Origin of the sequence: Streptomyces sp. NPDC058796 (assembly GCF_042745235.1) — a bacterium.
Lineage (GTDB): Bacteria > Actinomycetota > Actinomycetes > Streptomycetales > Streptomycetaceae > Streptomyces.
The window spans coordinates 11,609-32,892 of the sequence record NZ_JBHYOP010000013.1; the positions used below are offsets into that span (position 1 = coordinate 11,609).

General features: G+C 73.2%; 18 protein-coding genes. 13 read left to right on the forward strand and 5 right to left on the reverse strand.

Going from position 1 to position 21,284, the window contains the following annotated elements; genetic code table 11:
- The 10 genes from ACFW47_RS28880 to ACFW47_RS28925 all read left to right on the forward strand — a co-directional run.
- Positions 1 to 3,590 (forward strand): HAMP domain-containing protein (locus ACFW47_RS28880; protein WP_386307555.1); only part of this gene is annotated, 3,590 nt, incomplete at its 5' end.
- Positions 3,591 to 3,687: 97 nt separating this feature from the next.
- Positions 3,688 to 6,186, forward strand: coding sequence for a SpoIIE family protein phosphatase (locus ACFW47_RS28885; protein WP_386307557.1), 2,499 nt, complete (start codon positions 3,688 to 3,690; stop codon positions 6,184 to 6,186).
- Between the two features lie 116 nt (positions 6,187 to 6,302).
- Positions 6,303 to 6,695 carry an STAS domain-containing protein gene (locus ACFW47_RS28890; RefSeq protein WP_217251597.1) on the forward strand — a complete coding sequence of 131 codons (393 nt, stop codon included), beginning with the start codon at positions 6,303 to 6,305 and terminating at the stop codon, positions 6,693 to 6,695.
- Positions 6,696 to 6,850: 155 nt separating this feature from the next.
- Positions 6,851 to 7,747, forward strand: a complete 897-nt coding sequence (locus ACFW47_RS28895; RefSeq protein WP_386286358.1) for an STAS domain-containing protein — start codon at positions 6,851 to 6,853, stop codon at positions 7,745 to 7,747.
- Positions 7,744 to 8,175, forward strand: coding sequence for an STAS domain-containing protein (locus ACFW47_RS28900; RefSeq protein ID WP_386286359.1), 432 nt, complete (start codon positions 7,744 to 7,746; stop codon positions 8,173 to 8,175). Before ACFW47_RS28895 ends, ACFW47_RS28900 begins: the two co-directional genes overlap by 4 nt.
- Positions 8,175 to 8,615 (forward strand): anti-sigma regulatory factor, encoded by a 441-nt coding sequence (locus ACFW47_RS28905; protein ID WP_386286360.1) that lies wholly within the window; start codon positions 8,175 to 8,177, stop codon positions 8,613 to 8,615. The genes ACFW47_RS28900 and ACFW47_RS28905 overlap by 1 nt, the downstream gene beginning before the upstream one ends.
- Entirely contained in the window at positions 8,615 to 9,679 is a 1,065-nt protein-coding gene (locus ACFW47_RS28910; protein WP_386286361.1) for a SpoIIE family protein phosphatase, read from the forward strand. The genes ACFW47_RS28905 and ACFW47_RS28910 overlap by 1 nt, the downstream gene beginning before the upstream one ends.
- On the forward strand, positions 9,676 to 11,415 hold the full coding sequence (locus ACFW47_RS28915) for a PP2C family protein-serine/threonine phosphatase (protein WP_386307558.1): 1,740 nt from the start codon (positions 9,676 to 9,678) through the stop codon (positions 11,413 to 11,415). The genes ACFW47_RS28910 and ACFW47_RS28915 overlap by 4 nt, the downstream gene beginning before the upstream one ends.
- A gap of 241 nt (positions 11,416 to 11,656) precedes the next feature.
- Positions 11,657 to 13,033 carry an NAD(P)/FAD-dependent oxidoreductase gene (locus ACFW47_RS28920; RefSeq protein ID WP_386307560.1) on the forward strand — a complete coding sequence of 459 codons (1,377 nt, stop codon included), beginning with the start codon at positions 11,657 to 11,659 and terminating at the stop codon, positions 13,031 to 13,033.
- Positions 13,034 to 13,135: 102 nt separating this feature from the next.
- Entirely contained in the window at positions 13,136 to 15,382 is a 2,247-nt protein-coding gene (locus ACFW47_RS28925; RefSeq protein ID WP_386307561.1) for an FUSC family protein, read from the forward strand.
- 3 nt (positions 15,383 to 15,385) lie between these two features.
- On the opposite strand, the gene ACFW47_RS28930 is transcribed toward ACFW47_RS28925, so the two are convergent.
- From ACFW47_RS28930 to ACFW47_RS28950, 5 genes are all read right to left on the reverse strand, one after another.
- Positions 15,386 to 15,820 (reverse strand): hypothetical protein, encoded by a 435-nt coding sequence (locus tag ACFW47_RS28930; protein ID WP_272589977.1) that lies wholly within the window; start codon positions 15,818 to 15,820, stop codon positions 15,386 to 15,388.
- A gap of 28 nt (positions 15,821 to 15,848) precedes the next feature.
- Positions 15,849 to 16,682: a DUF1206 domain-containing protein gene (locus ACFW47_RS28935; RefSeq protein WP_386307562.1), complete on the reverse strand. Its 834-nt coding sequence runs from the start codon at positions 16,680 to 16,682 to the stop codon at positions 15,849 to 15,851.
- A 192-nt stretch (positions 16,683 to 16,874) separates the two neighbouring features.
- Positions 16,875 to 17,108, reverse strand: a complete 234-nt coding sequence (locus ACFW47_RS28940; RefSeq protein WP_386286366.1) for a DUF5133 domain-containing protein — start codon at positions 17,106 to 17,108, stop codon at positions 16,875 to 16,877.
- Between the two features lie 31 nt (positions 17,109 to 17,139).
- A complete protein-coding gene (locus ACFW47_RS28945) occupies positions 17,140 to 18,009 on the reverse strand; it encodes a SigB/SigF/SigG family RNA polymerase sigma factor (RefSeq protein ID WP_386286367.1) in 870 nt (289 codons plus the stop codon).
- A gap of 178 nt (positions 18,010 to 18,187) precedes the next feature.
- On the reverse strand, positions 18,188 to 18,625 hold the full coding sequence (locus ACFW47_RS28950; protein ID WP_386286368.1) for an ATP-binding protein: 438 nt from the start codon (positions 18,623 to 18,625) through the stop codon (positions 18,188 to 18,190).
- A 125-nt stretch (positions 18,626 to 18,750) separates the two neighbouring features.
- On the opposite strand from ACFW47_RS28950, the gene ACFW47_RS28955 reads away from it, so the two are divergent.
- The 3 genes from ACFW47_RS28955 to ACFW47_RS28965 all read left to right on the forward strand — a co-directional run bounded on the left by ACFW47_RS28955 (position 18,751) and on the right by ACFW47_RS28965 (position 21,276).
- Positions 18,751 to 18,966: a hypothetical protein gene (locus ACFW47_RS28955; RefSeq protein ID WP_386286369.1), complete on the forward strand. Its 216-nt coding sequence runs from the start codon at positions 18,751 to 18,753 to the stop codon at positions 18,964 to 18,966.
- 49 nt (positions 18,967 to 19,015) lie between these two features.
- Entirely contained in the window at positions 19,016 to 20,494 is a 1,479-nt protein-coding gene (locus ACFW47_RS28960; protein WP_386286370.1) for an aminotransferase class I/II-fold pyridoxal phosphate-dependent enzyme, read from the forward strand.
- A 326-nt stretch (positions 20,495 to 20,820) separates the two neighbouring features.
- Entirely contained in the window at positions 20,821 to 21,276 is a 456-nt protein-coding gene (locus ACFW47_RS28965) for a cyclic nucleotide-binding domain-containing protein (RefSeq protein WP_386286371.1), read from the forward strand.
- Positions 21,277 to 21,284: the final 8 nt, after the last annotated feature.

Below are 21,284 nucleotides of genomic sequence, written 5' to 3' on the forward strand. Positions count from 1 at the left end.
AGATCCTGGAGCTCAAGAACACCATCAACACGATGGTCGACCAGCTCTCCGCCTTCGCCGACGAGGTCACCCGCGTCGCCCGCGAGGTCGGCACCGACGGACGGCTCGGCGGCCAGGCCGACGTGCAGGGCGTCAAGGGCACGTGGCGCGACCTCACCGATTCGGTGAACTTCATGGCGGGCAACCTGACCAACCAGGTCCGCAACGTCGCGCAGGTGGCGACCGCGGTGGCCAAGGGCGACCTGTCGCAGAAGATCACCGTGGACGCCCGCGGCGAGATCCTGGAGCTCAAGAACACCATCAACACGATGGTCGACCAGCTCTCCGCCTTCGCCGACGAGGTCACCCGCGTCGCCCGCGAGGTCGGCACCGAGGGCAACCTGGGCGGGCGGGCCCAGGTGCGCGGGGTGTCGGGCACCTGGAAGGACCTCACCGACAACGTCAACTCCATGGCCAACAACCTCACCGGCCAGGTCCGCTCCATCACGCAGGTCGCCACCGCCGTGGCCAAGGGCGACCTCTCCCAGCGGATCACCGTCGAGGCCAAGGGCGAGGTCGCGGCGCTGGCCGACGTGATCAACACGATGGTCGACACGCTGTCCGCGTTCGCCGACGAGGTCACCCGGGTCGCCCGCGAGGTCGGCACCGAGGGCCGCCTCGGCGGCCAGGCGCACGTGCCCAACGTGGCGGGCACCTGGAAGGACCTCACCGACAACGTCAACTCCATGGCCAACAACCTCACCGGCCAGGTCCGCAACATCGCGCTGGTGACGACCGCGGTGGCGCGGGGCGACCTGTCGAAGAAGATCGACGTCGACGCCCGCGGCGAGATCCTGGAGCTGAAGACGACCATCAACACGATGGTCGACCAGCTCTCCGCCTTCGCCGACGAGGTCACCCGCGTCGCCCGCGAGGTCGGCACCGAGGGCCGCCTGGGCGGCCAGGCCGAGGTCGAGGGCGTCTCCGGCACCTGGAAGCGGCTCACGGAGAACGTCAACGAGCTGGCCGGCAACCTCACCCGCCAGGTCCGCGCGATCGCCGAGGTCACCTCCGCGGTCGCCGAGGGGGACCTGACCCGCTCCGTCAACGTGGAGGCGTCCGGGGAGGTCGCCGAGCTCAAGGACAACATCAACTCCATGGTGGAGTCGCTGCGCGAGACGACGCGGGCCAACCAGGAGCAGGACTGGCTCAAGACCAACCTGGCCCGCATCTCCGGGCTGATGCAGGGGCACCGGGACCTGCCCGTGGTCGCCGAGCTGATCATGGACGAGCTGGTGCCGCTGGTGTCGGCCCAGTACGGCGCCTTCTACCTGGCGGAGGACGGCGAGGCCGGTCCCGAGCTGCGGCTCGTCGGCTCCTACGGCTACCCCGAGGACTCGACCAGACCCACCCGCATCGCCTTCGGCCGCACCCTGGTCGGGCAGGCCGCGCGCAGCCGGCGCACCATCGTGGTGGACGAGGTGCCGTCCGGTTACGTGACCATCTCCTCCGGCCTCGGCGAGGTGGCGCCGTCCGCCCTGGTGCTGGTGCCCATCGTGGTCGAGGGCCAGGTCCTCGGTGTCATCGAGCTGGCGTCCGTCGCACCGTTCACGCAGATCAACCGGGACTTCCTGGAACTGCTGATGGAGTCCATCGGCGCCAACGTCAACACGATCGTGGCCAACGCCCGTACCGACGAGCTGCTCGCCGAGTCGCAGCGGCTGACCGCCGAGCTGCAGGCCCGCTCGGCGGAGCTCCAGGTGCAGCAGGAGGAGCTGCAGCGCTCCAACGCCGAGCTGGAGGACAAGGCGTCCCTGCTTGCGGCGCAGAACCGGGACATCGAGGCGAAGAACCTGCAGATCGAGCAGGCGCGGCAGGAGCTGGAGGCCCGGGCCCAGCAGCTGTCGCTGGCCTCGAAGTACAAGTCGGAGTTCCTGGCCAACATGAGCCACGAACTGCGTACGCCGCTCAACAGCCTGCTGATCCTGGCCCAGCTGCTCGCGCAGAACCCGTCGCGCAACCTCACTCCGAAACAGGTCGAGTACGCGGGCATCATCCACTCCGCGGGCTCGGACCTGCTCCAGCTGATCAACGACATCCTGGACCTGTCGAAGGTCGAGGCGGGGAAGATGGACGTCTCCCCCGAGCGCGTGACGCTGCGGCAGCTCATCGAGTACGTCGAGGCCACCTTCCGGCCCATGACGACGCAGAAGGGTCTGGAGTTCACCGTGTCGACGGCCGCCGGAGCTCCGGCGGACCTGCTGACCGACGACTCGCGGCTGCGCCAGGTGCTGCGCAACCTGCTGTCCAACGCGGTGAAGTTCACCGAGCGGGGCGGCGTGGAGCTGGCCGTCGAACCGGCACCGGACGACGAGGTGCCGGCGGGCGTGGTCCGGGGCGGGGCGGTGGTGGCCTTCCGGGTGAAGGACACGGGCATCGGTATCCCCGAGCAGAACCTGGAGTCGATCTTCGGCGCCTTCCAGCAGGCGGACGGCACGACGAGCCGCAAGTACGGCGGCACCGGGCTGGGTCTGTCCATCACCCGGGAGATCGCCCAGCTGCTGGGCGGCGCCGTCACCGTGGCCAGCACGCCGGACCGGGGCAGCACCTTCACGCTGTTCCTGCCCGTGGCCCGGCCCGACTTCGAGGAGCTGCTGGCCCACGGCCCGCAGCAGGCCGACGCCGAGTCGCCGGCCGACGCGCTGTCCCGCCCGGCTCCGGTGGCCGAACTGGCTGGCGGCCACCGGCAGCGCCCCCGGCGGCTGCTCGTCGTGGAGGAGCGCCCCCGGGGCCTGCTCACCCTCGTCGCGGAGAGCGTGATCGCCGACCTGACGCACGGGCGGGACGACACGGGAGAGAGGCCCCCGCTCGACGTGACCACGGCCGTGGGCGCGCAGGAGGCCGCCGGTGCGCTGGCCGCCGAGCCGTGCCATTGCGTCGTCCTGGACCTGGGCATGCCGGACGCCGAGGCGTCCCGCTTCCTGCGGGCCCTGCGGGGCGACTCTGCGCTGGCGAGCGTGCCGGTGCTCGTGCACAGCGGCCACCGTGCGGACGCCGCCCTGGAGGAGGGCCTGCGCTCCGGCCCCGGGGGCGGGGCGCTGGAGTTCCTGTCCAGCCTCGACGAGCTGCGCGAGCGCATCGCCCTGCACCTGGCCGCCGAGGAGCCCGGAGACGTGCTCTCGCTGGTCCGGTCCGAGGAGCCGCAGCACCTCGCCCCGCACACGGTGGACGACTCGCCCGGCGGGCGCACCGTCCTCGTCGTCGATGACGACGCGCGCAACCTCTTCGCGCTCAGCGGCATCCTGGAACTCCACGGCTTCCGGGTCCTGCACGCGGAGAACGGGCGCCGGGGCATCGAGACGCTGGTGGACCACCCGGAGGTCGCGCTGGTGCTGATGGACGTGATGATGCCGGAGATGGACGGCTACGCGGCGACGGAGGAGATCCGCCGGATGCCCCAGTACGCCGAGCTGCCGATCATCGCGGTCACGGCGAAGGCCATGCCGGGCGACCGGGAGAAGAGCCTCGCCTCGGGCGCCAGCGACTACGTCACCAAGCCCGTCGACACCCAGGACCTCATCGCCTGCGTCCGACGGTGGCTGCCCGCATGAGCGCGCCGGCCCCCGTCCCCTACTCCGGTGGGCCGGGCGGTGCGCGGCGGCCGTCGTCGCGCACCGTGGCGGTCTCCGGCCGAGGAGAGTCGCACACGTGAGCATGTCCGAAAAGCCCCGCGAGCCGGGCGGTGCCGCGCCCCGGGACGCGTCCGCCGCGTCACCCCCGGCGCCCGGGCCGCCCCAGTCCTGCGCGGTGGACGGCCCGGCGGCCCCTCTGCGCGGCATGACCCCGCTGTCGCCCGTGGGCCGGCTGGCGGCCACGGTGGAACGGCTCAGCCGCGAGGTGCGTGCCGCCCAGGCCGAGGCGGAGGGCCGGGCCCTGATCGAACTCGCCAAGGGCATCCTGGTCGCCCGGCTGGGCTGCGGCCCGGCGCAGGCCGCCCGGCAGCTGGCCGAACTGGCCGAGCAGTCCCAGGTGACGTCCCTGGAGTTCGCGGTCGATGTGATCAACCAGGCCGCCCGGGACCGGGTGTCGGAGGTGACGGACGCGTTCCTCACCGCGACCGCCGCCGTGCGCGGTGCGGAATCCGAGGACGGCGCGGACACCGGGGAGGCGGGCGCCGAGTCGGCCGCCGTGCGGCTGCGGGCGGCCGAGAGCGGCGCGCTGGCCGCGGGCGACACCCAGGCCGTCGCCGACGCCCTGCTGAAGCAGGCGCTGCGCCCGCTGGGCGCGGCCGCCGTGGCGATCTGGGCGGCCGGGTACGACGGGTCGCTGACGCTGGCCGGCAGCGCGGGCTTCTCCGCGGCCGAGGCCACCCGCTGGCACTACGTGCCGCCGGACGTGACGACGGTGGCCCGGTGCGGGCTGGCCGAGCGCACCGGCCAGTGGTTCACCTCGCTCGCCGAGACCGGGCTGCCCAGCGTGGGCCGGCACCAGTACCCGGACGGCGGCAGGGTCGCCGTGCCCGCCGGCACGGGGGGCCGCATCCACGGCGTGCTGGAGATCGTCTGGCCGGCGCCGCTGGCCCCGCAGCCGCCGCAGGTGGTGCGCCAGGTGGAGGCCCTGGCGGAGCTGTGCGCGCACACCCTGGAGTCGTACGTGCCGTCGCGCGGCGCCGGGCAGGAGCCGCGGGTCATGCCGGACGCGGTGGAGCTGATGGACCTGGCCGACGGGCTGTACGACCCCGCGCTGGTCCTGGTGCCGCACCTGGACGCCGACGGGCATCTGGCGGACTTCCGCATCCAGCACGTGAACGAGAGTTTCCTGGACCCGGCGGGCCGGCCGCGTGCCGTCGTGGGGGGCGCGCTGCTGCTGGAGGCCTACCCGATGGCCGCCGGGGACAGCGAGCTGTTCCAGAACGTGGAGCGGGTGTACGCCACCGGCGAACCGTTCCGGGCGCGGCGCATCAACCTGACCGCGCTGGTGGACCAGGTGCCGCTCTCGGCGGTCGCGGACATCAGCGTCAGCCGGCACGGCAACGCCGTCCTGCTCATCTGGCGCATCGAGGACGAGACGGCCCGGCTGGCCAGCCTGCTCCAGCACGCTCAGCGCCTCGGCCGCATCGGCGGCTTCGAGGAGAACCTGCTCACCGGTGAGATCACCTGGAACGGGCAGTTGTTCGACCTCTACGGGCGTCCGCAGTCGAGCGCCCCGGTGCCGCTGGAGGAGCTGACCGCGCACGCCCACCCGGACGACGCCGTCACCATCCGCCGGTTCCTGCGCACGCTGCTGCACCACCGGCGGCCGGCGTCGGCGGCGTTCCGGCTGCAGCGGCCCGACCGGGTGACCCGGCACGTGCGGGTGGTCGCCGAGCCGGTGCTGGACACCGACGACCGGCTGCTCCTCGTACGCGGGGCCTACCAGGACATCTCGGCCCAGCACTGGACCGAGGTGGCGCTCGCGGCCACCCGCGACCAGCTGGCGCACACCGAGCAGCAGGCCATCGAACGCGCCCGGCTGACCCTGCAGCTCCAGCACGCGATCATGCCGCCGGCCCAGACCCCGCTCAAGGTGCCCGACCTCCAGGTGGCCGTGCGGTACCGGCCCGCGGAGACGGAGCAGCTGGTGGGCGGCGACTGGTACGACGCGGTGCGGCTGCCGAACGGGCTGGTGCTGCTGTGCGTGGGCGACGTCTCGGGGCACGGCATAGAGGCGGCGACCAGCATGGTGGTGCTGCGCAACGCGCTGCGCGGCCTGGCGGTGACCGGTGCCGGTCCGGGCCAGCTGCTGTCGTGGCTCAACATCGTGGCGCACCATCTGACCGGCGGTATCACCGCCACGGCGTTGTGCGGGCTGTACGACCCGGCCCGGCGCACGCTGCGCTGGGCCCGCGCGGGGCATCTGCCGCCGGTGCTGGTCCGGGGTGCCGAGGCGGGGCCGCTGCCGCTGGTCAAGGGGATGCTGCTGGGCGCGGTGGCCGAGGCGTCGTACGAGGAGGACGAGGTGCAGCTGGCGGCCGAGGACACGCTGCTGATGTACACGGACGGTCTGATCGAGCGCCGCGACCGCTCGGTGGAGGAGGCGCTGGCCCAGCTGCTGAACACGGTCCGTCCGGCGCCGGACTCCCTGGACCAGCACCTGGACCGGCTGCTCACCTACAGCAGGTCGGACACGGACGACGACACGTGCCTGGTGGGCATCCGGGTCGGGTGACGCGGGGCATGTACGTCCGGTCCGGTCGGTGGGGTGTGACGGACGGATTCGCGGGTAACCGCCGTGCGCGGTGGGACATCACACTCCACCGCCCGGCCGCATTGTTGGAGGTACACGTGCCCATAGCCCAGAACCCGCTGTCCGTCGAGGTGACGCTGGAGCGGGAGGAGGTCGCGCTGCTCAAGGTGGCGGGATATCTGGACGTCGACACCGCGACCGAGTTCCAGCACCACCTGGCCAACCAACTGCACCACGGGCGGCGGCACTTCCTGCTGGATCTGTCGGAGGTCCCGTTCATGGACTCCTCCGGCATGAACATCATTCTGCGCGTCTACCAGGAGGCCCGCGAGCTGCCGGGCAGCGTGCACATCATCGCCCCCACCGCGGCGGTGCGACGGGTGCTGGATCTCACAGGGGTGAGCATCACGGTGCCGGTCTCCGAGAGCGTCGACGAGGCGCTCTCCCGCGTCGACGCGCAACCGGAGGGCCCGCAGATACCGGAGGCCTGAGTTCCTGTCCTGCCCGACGCTCATCCGGACCGTTCGTGCGGGAGCAGGTGTCGTGCGAGGTCGGCGGGTGGTTACAGTTGACGCCCGGCAGAGACACGTCGCCGCCACGCAGCTTCCTGGGTGCTGCGGCGCAACGCGGATGAGGAGTGGGGCAAGTGCCGGATCAGGCGGAGGGAACGGCGGGATCGCCGACGCACGAGGTCAGGGACTTTCTGCGGCGCCGCCGTGAGCAGATCGCCCAGCGATGGGCGGACGAGCCCTTGTTCCGGGCCGTGTTCACCGTCTCGCGCGACGAGGCGGTCGAGGCGGGCAAGACCGTGGTCGACGCCCTGGCCCAAGTCGCGGACGGGGACCGGGTCGAGGACCCGGACGCCGCCGGGTTCACGGCGGTGCGCGAGCAGTTGGCGCGGATGGGCGCGGCCCGTTCCCGGGCGGGGCTGAGCACCGCCCAGGTGTCGAGTGAGCTGGCCACCCTGCGTCCGCCGGTCGAGAACCTGCTCCTGTCCGATCTCCAGGACGCGTCGGCCGAGCACGCCCGGGACTGCGTCACCACGCTGAGCGTGCTGATGGGCACCCTGCGGGTCGTGGTCATGCAGACGGCGCTCAGCGAGGGACAGGCGCTGATCGACCGCCAGCGGCTGCAGTTGCTGGAGGTGGCCACTCCGGTGATCAAGCTGTGGGACGGCATCGTGGCCGTCCCGCTGATCGGCACGCTGGACAGCGCCCGCAGCCAGGTCGTGATGGAGACGCTGCTGGAGTCCATCGTCGAGCAGCAGGCGCGGTACGCGATCCTGGACATCACCGGGGTCCCGACCGTCGACTCGCTGGTGGCCCAGCACCTGATGAAGACGGTCGCGGCGGCCCGGCTGATGGGCGCCGAGTGCATCGTCTCCGGCATCCGGCCCGCCATCGCGCAGACGATGGTCCACCTCGGCCTGGACCTGGGCACCGTGGTGACCCGGGCGAGCCTCGCCGACGCGCTGGGCTACGTGCTGCACCAGCTCGGGGTCGGCATCGTGAACCCTGGTACGAACGGCACGGTCACGCGGTGAGCGGGGCGTTCCCGGGGCCCCACGGGGGTCCCGTGACAGGTCATGTCCCGGTGCTCCGGCTCGGCGAGGTGCTGCTGGTCACCCTTCAGGGGGACCTGCACGACAGCACGGCCCAGCAGCTCCAGCAGGACCTCGCCGAGACGATCTCCCACAGCGGGGCGAGGGGCGTGGTCATCGACATCTCCGGGGTGGAGATCGTCGACTCCTTCCTCGGCCGGGTGCTGGCCGAGATCGCCGGGCAGACCGAGCTGCTGGCCGCGCGGACCGTGGTCGTCGGGATGCGGCCGGCGGTCGCCATCACCCTGGTGGAGCTGGGCCTGACGCTGCCGGGGGTGCACACCGCGCTCAGTACCGAGGTGGCCATGCAACTGCTCACGGAGCACGCGCCGTCGTCCCGCTACGGCGGCCTGCGCCGGGAGAGTTTGTGATGCCCACCACCGCGGGCGCCCAGGCCCGCCTGCCGATCCGTTCGGACATGGATCTGGTGTGGGTACGTCAGCACGTGCGGCAGGCGGCCGCGCAGCTCGGCTTCGGTCTGGTGGACCAGACCAAGCTGGTCACGGCGGCCAGCGAACTGGCCCGCAACACGCTGGTGTACGGCGGTGGCGGGACGATGGAGACGGAGCCGGTCACCGAGGGCGGCGTGCAGGGCCTTCGGCTGACCTTCAGCGACGAGGGGCCGGGCATCCCGGACCTGGAGCAGGCGCTCAGCGACGGTTTCACCTCGGGCGGCGGGCTGGGCATGGGGCTGGGCGGGGCGCGGCGTCTGGTGCACGACTTCGCGATCGAGAGCGATCCGGGGGCGGGCACGACCGTGCGAGTCACGTCCTGGGTGGGCCGGGCCCCCCGCCCGCGTGAGGAGACCTGATGCCGCGCGTGTGGGACGTACCGGTGCACGACTCCACCCGGGTGCGCGACGCCCGGGTGGCCGCGGAGCACGCGGCGGCCGTGGCCGGACTGGACGAGCAGCGCACCGCCACGGCGGCGCTGGTGGCGACCGAGCTTGCGACCAATCTGCTCAAGCACGCCGGCGGCGGTCAGGTGCTCATCGACGTCGTCGCTCCCGCGGTCCTCGCGTCCGGCCGGGAGCGGGATCTGCTCGTGCAGGTCGCGACGGTCGACCACGGTCCCGGGATCGGCGACGTGGCCGCCGCGCTGAGCGACGGCTTCACCACGACGGGCTCCCTCGGCGCCGGTCTCGGCACCTGCGCCCGGCTGTCCGACGACTTCGACCTGCACAGCGTCCCCGGCCGGGGCACGGTGGTGGTCGCCCGGATCGGCCCCGTGCTCGGCACCACGGCCCGCGACCGGGGCCCGGCGGCCCGGGTGCGGGCGGGGGCCGTGAACGTGCCGTTCGGCGGCGCGGAGTACTCGGGCGACGCCTGGGCGTGGGTCCGGTCCGGGGACCGGGTGACGCTGATGCTGGCCGACGGGCTGGGCCACGGCCCGGAGGCCGCCCGTGCCTCCACCGCGGCCGTGGAGGCGCTGCGCGGCGCGGCGCATCTGCCGCCGGCCGAGGCGCTGCGGCGGCTGGACACCGCGCTGTCCGGGACCCGCGGGGCGGCCGTCGCGGTGGCCCAGGTCGACGCCGGTGCCTCGGTGCTCCGCTTCGCGGGCGTCGGCAACGTCGGGGCGCGGCTGTGCGAGCGGGGCACCTGGCGGCACCTGGTCTCCCGGCCGGGCATCGTCGGCACCCACCGGCCCGCCACGCTGCGCGAGGAGGAGACGACGTGGGCGGACGACCGGGTACTGGTCCTGCACAGCGACGGCCTGCCGAGCCGCTGGACGCCGACGGACGACACCTGCCGTACGGCGGTCGATCCGGCGGTCACGGCGGCCGTGACGGTCCGGGACGCCAGCAGTCCGGCCCGGCCGGTGCGGGACGACACCGCCGTGGCCGTCCTGGCCTCGACCCCGCCGGACGGCCCATGACCCCTACCTGGCAGATCACCGACATCACCGACGCGGCGCGGGCGCGCATCGGCACCGCGCGTCTGGCCGCGGCCTGCGGCGTGCCGCCGCTGGAGCGCACCCGGCTGCTGGCCTCGCTCGGCGCGCAGTTGCGGCTGTGCCTGGCCAAGGGCGGTACGTGGCGGCTCACGCTGGAGGCGGGCACGGCCTCCCCCGCCACCGCGGAGGCGGAGGCCGGCCGGGGTGTGCTGCACGCGGTGGTGACGCCGTCGCGCGACGCCGCGTCCGCCGGTCAGCCGCCGTGGCGGGTCACGGTGCCCTGCCCGGAGGCGGTGCCGACCGCCGAGGCGGAGGTCACGGTGGACGACCCGGCAGCGCTGGCCGAGGCCCTGCTGGGGGCCGACGAGGACACGGCGCTGGTCCTGGAGCGGCTCACCGAGCAGGAGAACCTGGTCGAATTCCACCGCGAGGAGCTGCACCAGACCAACCAGGGCGTGGTGGCGCTGCACGCCGAGCTGGACGCCGCCGGGCGGGCCCAGCGGGAGGCGTTCGCCGCCGAGCGCAAGGCGCGCACGGAGGCGGAGAACGCCCGGCGCCGGCTGACCTTCCTGGCGGACGCGAGCGCCGTGCTGACCGCGTCGCTGGACCACCACGAGATCGTGCGCCGGCTGCCGGAGCTGCTGGTGCCCGAGTACGCCGCCACCGTCGACGTCTGGCTGTTCGACCAGGACGGCGACCGGCCGGGCCCCGCCCACCCGGCCGCCGCAGTGGTCGCCGCCCGCACCGGCCGGCCGCAGTACGCCGCCCCGCACCCCGGCGATCTGCCGGGTGTCGACGACCAGCCGCCCTCGGCGCTGGCGCCCGACCGCCCCCTGCTGTGCATCCCGCTGCCGACCCGGCAGGCGCCTCTGGGCGTGCTGACCCTGTCCCCGCCCGGGGACCGCTGGGACCCGGACGACGCGGTGATGCTGATCGAGCTGACCCGGCGGGCGAGCACCGCGATCGACCACGCCCAGCGCTACCAGCACAACCGCGACATCGCGGAGACGCTCCAGCGGGCCCTGCTCACCGAGCTGCCCGCCCCGCCGGGGCTCTCGATGGCGGCGCGCTACCTCCCGGCCACCCACGGACTGAACATCGGCGGCGACTGGTACGACGCGTTCCGGCAGCCCGACGGCGGCGTCATCGCCGTGGTCGGCGACGTGACCGGGCACGGGCTGCGCGCGGCGGTGATGATGAGTCAGCTGCGTACGGCACTGCGGGCCTACGCCGTCGACGGCGGCAGCCCCGGCCGGCTCCTGACCCGGCTGCACATGTTCCTGCACCACCTCCAGCCCGATCTGTTCGCCACGGCCGTCATCGCCCGCTTCCACCCCGATGAGCCCACGCTGACGTGGGCCGCGGCCGGCCATCCGCCGCCGGTGTTGCGTACCCCGGACGGGCGGGTCCAGACCCTGGACGCCAAACCGGGCGCGATGCTGGGCATTCCGCTCAAGCAGGAGATCGCCGACCACACGGTGCCGCTGGCGCCGGGTTCGACGCTCGCCCTGTACACGGACGGCCTGGTGGAGCGGCGCGCCCGGGGCATAGACCCGGGCATCGCGCGGCTGGCCGAGGCGCTGGGCTCCTTCGGCCCGGCGGCCCTGGAGGCGGACCTGGAGGGCTCGGCGGACGGCATCCTGAGTCCGCTGCTCAGCGACTCGGAGCGGGACGACGACGTCTGTCTGCTGCTCTGCCACCTCCGCGGCACCCGCTGACCTCGCTCCACCGGCGGCCGGCCGGGCACGGCTCCCCCACCGGAAAGTTCCCGCCCGTTCACTCCCGCCCGGTGCGCTCCGGGCCGGGGCGGGGCATGGTGGTGATCAGGATGTGTCGCCTGCCTGCCGCGCCCGGCTGGCCGGATCCGGGCGGGCGCGATGGGATCGACGAGGTGCGAAACAGCGATCCGGGGGCACGCGAACGGCGTTCGCGGCAGACCGCCTGGAGCCGCAGAAAGGGATGAACACCGTGACACGACCCAGGATCCTGGTGGTCGGCGCAGGTTTCGCCGGCGTGGAGTGCGTCCGCCGTCTGGAGCGCAGGCTCTCCCCCGGCGAGGCCGAGATCACCCTGGTGACACCGTTCTCCTACCAGCTCTATCTGCCGCTGCTGCCCCAGGTGGCCTCCGGTGTGCTGACCCCCCAGTCGATCGCGCTGTCCCTGCGCCGCAGCAGCAAGTACCGCACGCGGATCATCCCGGGCGGCGCCATCGGTGTGGACCTCAAGGCGAAGGTGTGCGTGGTGCGCACCATCACCGACCAGATCGTCAACGAGCCCTACGACTACATCGTGCTGGCGCCCGGAAGCATCACCCGGACCTTCGACATCCCGGGTCTGACCGACCACGCGTTCGGCATGAAGACGCTGGCGGAGGCCGCGTACATCCGCGACCACGTCATCGCGCAACTCGACCTCGCCGACGCCAGCCAGGACCCGGTGGAGCGCGCCTCGCGGCTGCAGTTCGTGGTGGTCGGCGGCGGGTACGCGGGCACCGAGACCGCTGCCTGCCTGCAGCGGCTGACGCACGCGGCCGTCAAGCGCTACAACCGGCTCGACCCGGGCCTGATCAAGTGGCACCTGATCGACATCGCGCCGAAGCTGATGCCGGAGCTCGGCGAGAAGCTCGGGCGCGACGCACAGGAGGTGCTCACCCGGCGCGGCATCGAGATCTCGCTCGGCGTCTCCATCGAGAAGGCCGGACCCGAGGAGGTCACCTTCACCAACGGCCGGGTGGTGCCCACCCGCACGCTGATCTGGACCGCCGGTGTGGTGGCGAGCCCGCTGATCGCCACGCTCGGCGCGGAGACGGTCAAGGGGCGGCTCGCGGTGACCGCCGAGATGTGCCTGCCCGACCACGACGGGGTGTTCGCGCTCGGCGACTCCGCGGCCGTGCCCGACCTCGCCAAGGGCCAGGAGGGCGCCGTCTGCCCGCCCACCGCCCAGCACGCCATGCGGCAGGGCCGGCACGTCGCCGAGAACATCATCGCGACCCTGCGCAACCAGCCGATGCGGCCCTACGTCCACAAGGACCTGGGTCTCGTCGTCGACCTCGGCGGCACCGACGCGGTCTCCAAGCCCCTCGGTGTCGAGTTGAAGGGCCTGCCGGCCCAGGCGGTGGCCCGCGGCTACCACTGGTCGGCGCTGCGCACGGGCGTGGCCAAGGCGCGGGTGGCGGCCAACTGGGCGCTCAACGCGGTGGCGGGCGACGATTTCGTGCGCACCGGCTTCCAGGCCCGCAAGCCGGCCAAGCTGCGGGACTTCGAGTACACGGACGCCTATCTGACGCCGGAACAGGTGCAAGAGCGCGTCACGGAGGCGGGCCGGGCCCGGCTGTGACCCCATGGCGGGTACGGGCGCGCGGCATGACATCCTGAGAAGTGGATCTCGGCGTCAACCGGCCGGGAGTCGGGCGTGTGAGTCGGGAGAGTGTACGGCGGCGTGAAGGCAGCGGGGCGCTCGGTGCGGACACGGCTGCGGGACCGGATCGCCGCGTCCGACCCGGGCCTGCTGCGGCTCACCGCGGGCCTGCGGACGGTGGGCGCCATCGCTCTGGTACTGGGTGTGCTCGCCGCGTTCGGCGCCGACGTCACCCACCTGGTCGCGGGCGCCATGGCGGCGATGGTCGCCACCTTCGCCATCCGCGAGAAGGAGCTCGGCGCGCAGGCGGTCACCCTGGCCCTGGGACTGCCCGTCGCCCTGGCCTCGGTGTCGGTCAGCTCGCTGCTCACCTCTCGGGTCGTCATCGGCGACGCCTTCTTCGTCGTCCTCATCTTCTTCGCCGTCTTCGTCCGGCGCTTCGGCGACCGCGGCACGGCTCTCGGGCTGATCGGCTTCCAGGTCTACTTCGTCTCCCTGTTCGTCGGCGCCGACGTGTCGGTGCTGCCGGGGCTGCTGGGCGCCATCGCGGTGGCGTTCGCGTGCAGTGCGGTGGTGCGCTTCGCCGTGGTGCCGGCGACACCGGCGGGCGTCCTCCAGCGGCTGCGGCAGGCCTTCCGCGCGCGGCTGGCCCAGCTGATCGCCACGCAGATCGAGCTGCTGGACGCCGGGCCGGACGGGATCGACCGGACGCTGGAGCACCTGCGGGACGGCACCGCGCGCCTGCACGAGACGGCGCTGATGATCCAGTCGCGGCTGGAGGACGGCACTCCGGACGCGTCCACGGCGCGCCTGGTGCAGCGGCGCATCGCGGACGCGGAGATCGCCGCCGAGCGGCTGGGCCTGCTGCTGCTGACCGCGCGCAGCGCCGAGCGGGCGGACACCCTGACCCTGCACCTGCCGGGGGCGCCGGCGCCGTCGGTGGGCAGTTCGCCGGCGCCCGGCGAGGCCACGGAGGTTCTGCGCCGGGACCTGGGGGCGCTGCGCACGCTGGTGCTGCGGCCGCCCGCCGAGGCGCGCGGCACCGCGCTGTCCCACCTGCGCAACCGGCTGCTCGGCTACCGCGACGAGGACAACCTGCCGGAGGCCATCCCGGCCGTCCAGGACGTCTTCCGCGGCATCGGTGAGGCCGCGAGGGCGGTCATGGGCCTCAGGATCGCCCTGGACGGGCCGCAGGACGAGTCGGACGACACTCCGGCGACCACCAGGTCCCGGGAGGAGCTGGACGCCGAGGACGCCGCGATCGACGCCGGCGAGGAGGAAGCGGAGAAGGACGAGCCGACCGGGCTGCGGCGGCCCACCACGCGCGCCGCGGTACAGGTCTCGGTGGGGTCCTCGCTGGCCATCGTCGGCGGGGAGTTCCTGTCCTCGCAGCGCTGGTACTGGGCCGTGCTCGCGTGCTGGATCGTCTTCCTGAACACGGCGTCCACCGGGGAGATCCTCGTCAAGGGCTACCGCAGGGTGCTGGGCACCCTGTTCGGGGTGGTGGCCGGCATCGTGCTGGCCGGCGTGGTCGGCGACCACACCTGGGTCGCGTTCGGACTGGTGCTGCTGCTCATCTTCGCGATGTTCTACACGGCACCGCTGTCGTACACGCTGATGTCGTTCTTCGTGACGGCGATGCTGGGGCTGCTGTACACCCTGCTGCACACCTACAGCCTGTCGGTGCTGCTGCTGCGCATCGAGGAGACGGCGCTCGGCGCGGCCTGCGGGATCGTCGCGGCGGCGCTGGTGCTGCCGATACGCACCGACCGCCGTACGAACGAACTGCTCGGCACGGTGCTGGAGCGGCTCACCGACGTCACCGAGGGAGCCGTGGACCAGCTCAGCGGCGGGCCGGCGGCCGACCTGCTGGACAAGGCGCGGGATCTGGACCAGGCGCTGGGCGACCTGCGGGCCGCCACCTCGCCGCTGACGCATCCGATCACGCCGCTGCGGGCGCGGCGGGACACCGCCCAGTACGTGGTGGCGCTGCTGGAGACGTGCGCGTACCACGCGCGGTCGCTGGCGGCGACGGCCGAGCTGCTGCCCACACATCCCTCGATCGCGGCGGACCCGCGCCTGCGTGGCGCGGTGCGGCGCACGGTGCGCAACATCGAGGCGATCGCCGCGCGCGTCGCCGACAAGGACGCGGACACCGGGGTGGAGACCGGGCCCAGCATCGCCTCGCTGCTGCAGTTCGAGGCGGGCGGGGTGCCGCGGTACGGCCGGATCACCGGGCGGGTACTGCGGCACCTGGAGCGTCTGGACGAGGCCGTGGTGGGCCTGGCCCGGCCGCTCGGCGTGCCCGTGGCGACGCCCGGGCGGTGAGGGTCAGAAGTCGCTGGGCAGACCGCTGGCCTCGGCTATGCCGCGCAGTTCCTCGTTCTGCTTGTGTCGTTCCTTGAGGTAGTCGGCGATCTCGCCGAGGCGCTCGGGGTCGGAGGCGGTGGCCGCGTCGGTGACGACCCGGACCGGGCCGGTCTCGTCGGTGCTGATTTCCACGACCTCGTTGTCCAGGCGGCCGGTGACCGCGGTGGCGATGACCAGCGCGGCCTCGTCCCTGATCTCCTGGGGCAGCGCCTCGGCGCTGTCCCCGTCCAGGGAGAAGTCGATGGTGGGCATCTGGTGCTCGTCGATGGCCTGGAGGACCGGTTCGACCACGCTGAGCAGGAGCTGGTAGTCGTCGTTCTCCATGCGGACGCGCAGGAGGTCGAGGTAGACGTCCACGGGACGTCCGTCCGGCGGAGGAATCTCGTGTTCGTTCATTCGCCCCGTGTTCCCCCGTCCGCGCGGCTCAGACCCGGCGCCAGCGTGCGAGGGCGAAGGAGAACACGCCGAACAGCACGAGACCCGCGGCGACGCAGACCAGCAGCCAGGGGCCGAGCGGGGTGTCGGCGAAGGAGCGCAGGGTGTCGTCGAGGCCCTTGGTCCTGTCGGGTTCGTAGTCGACGGCGGCCCGTACGGCGAAGGCGCCCGCCGCGGCGAAGACGATCCCGCGGGCCGTTCCGCCGCCGACCCCGGTCACGTCGACCAGCCGCCGGGCCCGGGGGCTGAGCGCGCTGAGTTTCAGCTTCTTGTGGTAGCTGCGGCGAAGCGCCTGTACGGCGATGACGACACCGGCGACGGCGACGGCGGCGCCGGCCAGGCCCACGACCCAGCGCCCGGCGGGCATCTCCATCACCCTGGCGGTGACGTCGCGGGACTGCCGGTCGCTGGATCCGCTGCCGCCGGATCCGGCCGCGAAGGCGAGGACGGAGTAGGCGACGAAGGCGTAGAACACGCAGCGGGCGGCGGCCGGGAGCCGCTTCCTGGCCGTGTGGCCGTCCTTGCCCGTGACGCCGAAGAGCGCCTCGGACAGCCGCCACAGGGCCATGCCGACGAGTCCGGCGCCCAGCGCCCACAGCAGCACGGCGCCGAACGGCTTGTCCGCCAGCTCGGCCAGGGCGCCGCCCCGGTCGGCCTGCCGGTTCCCGGTGCCGAAGGCGATCCGCAGCGCCAGGACGCCGACCAGCAGGTAGATGACGCCGCGGGCGGTGAGTCCGGCCCGGGCGGCCCCCTCGGCGGCCGAGCCGTTCGCGGCCCGGCGGGCCCGGCCTCGGCCGGTGTGTGCGAGAACACGAGCGTTCATCGTGAGCCTCCCCTCCGGGACAGCGGATGCCCCGGCCTCACGGCCACACACCCGGCATCCGGGATTCCCGGCCCCGACCGGCTTCCGGAGCGGCCCGTACGCCCTTCCGACGTCGCCGTACGCCCGCGGGCACGCCGGCTGCCCGCACACCGCGGGGGTGTGCGGGCAGCCGGCCCACCAGCCGTTCTCGGGTCAGTCCGCCGCGACCGCGGGCTCAGGGTCGGGGACCGGAGCGGTCGCGAGGTGCCGCCGGGCGGCCTCAAGGGCCTGCCGGACGTCGCGCGTGCCGGTCGACACGCACAGCGTGTACGCCAGGTCCCGCGTCCGGGGACCGGGTCCGCCCAGGTCGTCGGCGGGTTCGTGCAGGGCCGCCGCCTCGTACTGGTCGAGGAGCCCGCGCAGCACCGCGGGGTGGGGCATCAGCATCCGTCTCGTCCCTCCTGCGTCGCCCGGTCCGTCAGGTCCGCACCGGTCGGCCGGTGCCCCGGTGGCCCGTCCGCTGTCCCATCGCCTCGTCGCGCACACGGGCGCAGCTGCGGCTGATGAGCCGGGAGACGTGCATCTGCGAGATGCCCAGGCGGTCTGCTATCCGGCTCTGCGTCATGTCCTCGAAGAAGCGCATGTAGAGGATGGCCCGCTCGCGTTCGGGCAGCCGGCGCAGCCCTTCCTTGGCGGACTCCCGGTCGATCACGGTGTCGTACGAGGCGTCGGCCGCGCCGAGGGTGTCCGCGAGGCTGTAGCCGTCGTCGCCGGCCGAGAGCTCGGCGTCCAGCGACAGGGTGCTGAAGCTCTCCAGCGCCTCCATCCCGGCGCCGACCTCGTCCTCGGTCAGCCCGGTGTGGGCGGCGATGTCGGCCACCGACGGTTCGGGGCTGCCGGGGCTCTGGGTGAGCTCGCGTCGCGCCACCCGCACCTTGTTGCGCAGTTCCTGGACCCGGCGGGGCACCCGCAGGGCCCACATCCGGTCCCGGAAGTGGCGCTTGACCTCGCCGGTGATGGTGGGCACGGCGTAGCTCTCGAAGGCGCCGCGCTCCGGGTCGAAGCGGTCGACGGCCTTGACCAGGCCGAGCGCGGCGACCTGACGCAGGTCCTCGATGGACTCGCCTCGGTCGCGGAAACGGCCGGCGATCCGGTGGGCCATGGGCAGCCACGCGGCGACGAGTTCGTCGCGGAGCGCGTCCCGCTCGGGCCCCTCCTCGAGGGCGGCCAGCCGGGCGAAGAGGGCCATGGTGTCCGGGGCGTCGTCGTGCCGGCGACGGGCGGGGGCGGCGGTGGTTTCGGCGGACTCGGGCGTTCCGGGACGGACGGTGGGTGTTTCTGTGAGCATGCGGATCGCTCCTGAACGGTGGTCTCAGGGGGACTTTCCGCGGGAACGGCGCCGGCCGGGTCACTCACCCGGAGGGCCCGAGCAGCCATACCGCTCCCGCTGCTGCGCCTCCGGTCCGAAGCACGAACTTGCGACTGCCCCTGCCCCGGTGGAACAAACTCCGCTTTTGCAAAAGTACTCAGGACAGCGGAACGACCACGGTGATGCACTTGCCTCCCGTCGGAAGATCTGCCACGCGTACGTCGCGGGCCAGCCTGCAGACGATCGGCCAGCCCCGGCCGCCGACGCGGCGGCGTCCCTGGGGGTCGGTCTGCGGCACGGCCACCGGAAGGTCGCGGCTGCGATCGCACACCGACAGCTCGACGCCGGGTCCGACGACGTCGACCCGGAAATCGGTGATGCCGCCGCCGTGCAGGATCGCGTTGGTGGTCAGTTCCGAGGCGACCAGCACGGCGTCCGACAGGGCGTCCGCGTCGCAGGACGCGTGTCCTTTGCCGTCGCAGCACTCGGTGACGACGCGTTCCACGGTCTGCCGTGCCTCGGCGGGTTTGCACGGCCGGTGCGGATCGGCGCCGGACCGGGCGACGGCGGGTCGGGGCGGGTACCTTTCACTCATCCGTCAGCTCCCTGGTCGTGGGACTTGCCGTTACTTCCGGCTGACCTCTGCCGGTACCCCCAAACCTCCGGCCCCCCTTACGGCTCAGGGGCCATCCGGGCGGCCGTCGGGGGTACGCGGAAGACATGACGGATGTTGTGGACTCGGACGAACTGCTGCGTCGCATGCACCGGGCGAGGGCCTGCGCGGTGGAGCAGGAGCGGACCTGGCGGGCCCGGAGCGAGGAGCTGCGGCCGACCGATCCGGACGGCTCCCGGGAGGCCGCCGTACGGACGATGGCGTACGAGGCCGTCCTTCGGGTGCTGGACGAGGTACTGACCCCGGGACGCCGTCCCCGGTGACCGGACGCGCGACGGATTGACGGCGGCCCGGCCGGGAAACCGGGTCGGCATGACAGCCGACCACACCCGCGCGCCCGTGCTGGAAGCCCTCGTCGACTACCGTCGCGAGGGCCGGCTCTCGTTCACGCCGCCGGGGCACAAGCAGGCGCGCGGGGCCGACCCGGAGGTGCGCGAGGTGCTGGGCGACGCCGTCTTCTACGGCGACGTGCTGGCCACCGGCGGACTGGACGACCGGCTCACCCGGTCGCGGGTGCTCCAGCGGGCGCAGGAGCTGATGGCCGACGCGGTCCATGCCGAGCACACGTTCTTCTCGACGTGCGGGAGTTCTCTGTCGGTGAAGGCGGCGATGCTGGCGGTCGCGGGCCCGCACGAGAAGCTGCTGATCGGCCGGGACGCCCACAAGTCCGTGGTGTCGGGGCTGATCCTGTCCGGCATCGAGCCGGTCTGGGTGGAGCCGCGCTGGGACGCGGAGCGGCACCTGGCCCATCCGCCGTCGGCCGAGGAGTTCGAGCGGGCCTTCGCCGCCCACCCCGACGCCAAGGGCGCGCTGATCACCAGCCCGACGCCGTACGGCGCGAGCGCCGACCTCCGGGCCGTCGCCGAGGTGTGCCACCGGCGGGCGGCGCCCCTGATCGTGGACGAGGCGTGGGGCGCCCACCTGCCCTTCCACCCGGATCTCCCCTCCTGGGCGATGGACGCGGGCGCCGACATCTGCGTGACCAGCATCCACAAGATGGGCAGCGGTCTGGAGCAGGGTTCCGTGTTCCACCTGCGCGGTGACCTGGTGCCGCCGAAACTGCTCGGCATGCGGGCGGACCTGCTGGGCACCACCAGCCCGTCGGCGCTGATCTTCGCCGGGCTGGACGGCTGGCGGCGGCAGATGGCGCTGCGCGGCCGGGAGCTGATGGGCGGGGCGCTGGAGCTGGCGGCCGAGGTGCGGGCGGCCGTCGAGGAGATCGACGGCATGCGCGTCGAGGGCCGGGACGACTTCTGCGGCCCGGGGCTGGCCCACGGCTTCGATCCGCTGCCCGTCGTGATCGATCTCGACGGCCTCGGCGTCTCGGGTTTCCAGGCGGCGGACTGGCTGCGCGAGCAGCGGAGCGTGGTGGCGCACCTGGCGGACCACCGCCGCGTCAACATGCAGATCACCCACGGCGACGACCGGGAGACCGCCGGGGAACTGCTCGCCGCGCTGAAGGACCTCGCGCGTGCCGCTCCGGGTCTCGGTCCCGCACCGCGGGTCATGGTGCCCTCGCCGTCCGAGTTGCGGATGCCGCAGGCGGCACTCCCCCGTGACGCGTTCTTCGGGCCGACCGAGGACGTGCCGCTCGGCCGGGCGGCGGGCCGGGTCGCCGCGGAGATGATCACGCCGTACCCGCCCGGCATCCCGGCCGTCCTGCCCGGCGAGCGGCTGGCCGAGCCGGTCCTGCGGTACCTCCGCAGCGGTCTGGACGCCGGCATGTACCTTCCGGACCCGAGCGATCCGGCGCTGGAGACGATCAGGGTGGTCGCCGGGGGCGACGGGTGAGGCGGCGGATGCGCGGATGCCGCTGTGAGTGAAACGGGTCACGTGCCCCGGTACCGGGTTCGCGGAACCCCCGGAGATGGTTTAGCGTTCATCCATACGTGGCGACGGAGTCGACGGACATGTCCTTCGTACGTCACCGCTTACGGCCCTGGCCGGCCTCCCCCGTCCGGCCAGGGCTTTTTCATGCCCTGCCGCGCCCGTACCCGGATCCGGCACGGAATCCGTCCGGGTTCCGCCGTCCGCCGAGGTGCCCGGGGAGCCGACAGCGTCTGAAATGGGCATAGGGAAAGCCCCGGAACCGAATCGCCGGCGAGGAGCCCCGTGCCATGACCAAAGCGATCAAACTGCTGACCGCACTCCCCCAGCCGCAGCGCGCACGCCTCACGGCGCTCGCCCGGGAGGTCTCCTTCGCGGAGGACGCCCGGATCTTCGAGGCGGGCGGCCGGGCCGACCGCTTCTGGGTCATCCGCTCCGGCGCGGTCTCCCTGACCCAGGAGGTGACCCCCGTGCAGCGGGTCACGGTCGCCAGTCTCGGGGCGGGCGACCTGCTCGGCTGGTCCTGGCTGTTCCCGCCCTACGAGTGGGACTTCGGCGCCGAGGCCTTCAGCCCGGTGCGCGCCTACGAGTTCGACGCCGCCTCGGTGCTCCGCCTGTGCGAGGAGGACCCGCAGCTGGGCGTCGTGCTGGTGCGGTCGGTCGCCGAGATCCTCGCGCACCGGCTGGAGACCACCAGGGGCCGGCTCATGGAGCACTACGCGCTGCACGGGCGGGGCTCCCTGTGAGGCGGTGA

Bases quoted from the DNA above. Each gene is read 5' to 3' on its own strand.
- ACFW47_RS28905 (WP_386286360.1), top strand. From the start codon at position 8,175: ATGCCCACCACCGCGGGCGCCCAGGCCCGCCTGCCGATCCGTTCGGAC.
- ACFW47_RS28910 (WP_386286361.1), top strand. From the start codon at position 8,615: ATGCCGCGCGTGTGGGACGTACCGGTGCACGACTCCACCCGGGTGCGC.
- ACFW47_RS28915 (WP_386307558.1), top strand. From the start codon at position 9,676: ATGACCCCTACCTGGCAGATCACCGACATCACCGACGCGGCGCGGGCG.
- ACFW47_RS28920 (WP_386307560.1), top strand. From the start codon at position 11,657: ATGAACACCGTGACACGACCCAGGATCCTGGTGGTCGGCGCAGGTTTC.
- ACFW47_RS28930 (WP_272589977.1), bottom strand. From the start codon at position 15,820: ATGAACGAACACGAGATTCCTCCGCCGGACGGACGTCCCGTGGACGTC.
- ACFW47_RS28935 (WP_386307562.1), bottom strand. From the start codon at position 16,682: ATGAACGCTCGTGTTCTCGCACACACCGGCCGAGGCCGGGCCCGCCGG.
- ACFW47_RS28940 (WP_386286366.1), bottom strand. From the start codon at position 17,108: ATGCTGATGCCCCACCCCGCGGTGCTGCGCGGGCTCCTCGACCAGTAC.
- ACFW47_RS28945 (WP_386286367.1), bottom strand. From the start codon at position 18,009: ATGCTCACAGAAACACCCACCGTCCGTCCCGGAACGCCCGAGTCCGCC.
- ACFW47_RS28950 (WP_386286368.1), bottom strand. From the start codon at position 18,625: ATGAGTGAAAGGTACCCGCCCCGACCCGCCGTCGCCCGGTCCGGCGCC.
- ACFW47_RS28955 (WP_386286369.1), top strand. From the start codon at position 18,751: ATGACGGATGTTGTGGACTCGGACGAACTGCTGCGTCGCATGCACCGG.
- ACFW47_RS28960 (WP_386286370.1), top strand. From the start codon at position 19,016: ATGACAGCCGACCACACCCGCGCGCCCGTGCTGGAAGCCCTCGTCGAC.
- ACFW47_RS28965 (WP_386286371.1), top strand. From the start codon at position 20,821: ATGACCAAAGCGATCAAACTGCTGACCGCACTCCCCCAGCCGCAGCGC.